We start from the raw sequence: 2,466 nt of genomic DNA on the forward strand, positions 1-2,466 counted from the left end.
CCTCGGTGGACCAGGTGTCCACCGGCTCGGCGCTGGTCAACCAGGCCGGCGCGACCATGGGCGAGATTGTCGCCTCGGTCCAGCGGGTCACCGACATCATGGCCGAAATCGCCGCCGCCTCGCAGGAACAGTCCGCCGGCATCGAGCAGGTCAACCAGACCATCACCCAGATGGACGAGACCACCCAGCAGAACGCCGCCCTGGTCGAGGAAGCCTCCGCCGCCGCGCGCAGCATGGAAGACCAGGCCCGCCTGCTCTCCGAAGCGGTGGACGTGTTCGTCATTGAAGGCGAAACGGTGCGGAGCGCGCGCTCCCCGTCTGCGCCGGCACTCGCCGCGACGACGATGAACGCGCCGACGGCACGGACGCCGGCACGCCCCGCGCCGCGCAAGCCCGCCCCGGTCCGCCGCAAGCTCGAACCGGCCTTGGCCGACGGCGACTGGCAGGAGTTCTGATTGCCGCCTTTCCGCTTTCGCCTCCCCCTTCGAAGAAGGGGGATTGAGGGGGATTTGCCCTTCGCGCCCGCAACAGGCGCCAACGGCAATCGCTTCGCGCGACCGCGCACGCCCGCGGCCTCTCGCTCCCTCACGCATCTCCACGCGCACGCCATCGGACAAAAACGCGATTACGCCTAAAGCCCGGCGGCGCACGGCCGATGGAGTGCTTTGCAGACCGCTCCCCCCATCGGCCTTGTGATTCTCCCGTCCTCACTACCGGCCATTTACATGATCCGTTCCCTCCGGCAATTCGTTGCCAGCAGTGTCGCCACCCGCCTGATGTCCGGTACCGCCCTGATCGCCGCGCTGGCGTTCGGCGTCACCGCCCTGATCACCTACGTGCGCAGCAGCCACGCGCTGATGGACAGCGCGCACGCCAGCATGCAGAACCTGGCGCAGGCGGAAGCCGAACGCATCTCCGGAGACCTGGGCCGCGCGTTCTCCACCAACGAGACCCTCCGCGACAGTTTCCTCAGCCAGCGGGCGCACAGTGGCCTCGATCGCGGCACGGCCAGCGCGATCATCCGCCAGCAGCTGACGGCCCATCCCGAATGGATAGGCGTGGGCACCATCTGGGAGCCGCAGGCATTCGACGGCAAGGATGCGGAAAACGTCGCCACCGAGGGCCATGACGCCACCGGCCGGTTCATGAGCTACTGGGCATGGAGCGGCGGCCAGCCGATGCTGGAGGCGCTGCGCGACTATGAAGTGCCGGGCAACGGCGACTGGTACCTGCTGCCGCGCAAGCTCAAGCAACCGGTGGTGCTGGAGCCCTACGAGTACGAGATCGGCGGCCGCAAGATACTGATGACCACGCTGGCCACGCCGATCGTGGAGAACGACCGCTTCGTCGGCGCGATGACCGTGGATTTCGCGCTCGAATCCCTGCAGAAATCCATCGCCAGGCTGCGCCCGATGGGCGGTGGCCATGTCCGCCTGCTGTCGCCGGCCGGCACCGTGATCGCCGATCCGGATCCGGCCAAGGTCGGACGCAAGCTGGAGGACGCCGATACCCGCGCGGTGCTGGCCAGCGTCGCCAAGGGTGAATCCGTGTTCCGCGAACGTCAGGACGCGGCACAGGACGAAGAGATGATGGAAGCCTACGTGCCCCTGCAGATCGGCCAGGCGACCCAGCGCTTCGCGCTGGGCGTGGTGGTGCCGCGCTCGCTGCTGATGCAGCAGGCACGCTCGCTGCTGTTCACCATCATGGTGGTCGGCCTGATCGCCGCCGGCGTCCTGTGCGGCGCGCTGTACGTGCTGATGCGCCGGCAGGTGCTCAAGCCGCTGGCCGAGGCGGTGCGGGTATCGCACGCGATCGCCGAAGGTCGCCTGGACAACCGCATCCAGCAGGATCGCAGCGACGAACTGGGCCAGTTGCAGGGCGCGATGCATCGCATGCAGAGCCAGATCCACGCGCTGATCGACGCGCTGGGCGAGATGACCCGCCGCCATGACGAAGGCCAGATCAGCTACCGCATCGACGATGTTGTTTTCCCCGGCGAGTACGGCCGCATGGCGCGCGACACCAATGCCCTCATCGCCCAGCACATCGGTGTGAAGATGCGCGCGGTGGAAGTGATGCGGCACTACGCCGTCGGCGATCTGTCGGTGGACATGGAGGACCTGCCGGGCGAGAAGGCGGTCATCACCGAGGCGATGCGCGCCACCAAGGCGAGCCTGTCGGCCATCAATGCCGAAATCAAGCGCCTGGCCAGCGCCGCGGCCGCCGGCGACTTCAGCCAGCGCGGTGAGGTGGACCGTTACCAGTACGACTTCCGCGACATGGTCGCCGGCCTGAACCAGCTCATGGAAACCACCGACGGCAACCTGGACCAGGTCTCCCAGCTGCTCCAGGCCATCGCCCGCGGCGACCTCACCACCCGCATGGACGGCGACTTCCACGGCGTGTTCGCCCGCATGCGCGACGACGCCAACGCCACCGTCGCCCAGCTCACCGACATCGTCTCGC

The 2,466-nt window shown here is 68.0% G+C and carries 2 protein-coding genes; both read left to right on the forward strand.

Annotated elements, in window-relative coordinates; all coding sequences use genetic code 11:
* Window positions 1–455, forward strand: a 455-nt coding sequence (locus tag AC3DEZ_RS20435; RefSeq protein WP_488389846.1) for a methyl-accepting chemotaxis protein, incomplete at its 5' end; no start/stop codon positions are given.
* 270 nt (window positions 456–725) lie between these two features.
* Window positions 726–2,466: HAMP domain-containing protein (locus tag AC3DEZ_RS20440; RefSeq protein ID WP_488389847.1), on the forward strand; the 1,741-nt coding region annotated here is incomplete at its 3' end.

The organism is Pseudoxanthomonas sp. 134C1 (assembly GCF_057773065.1).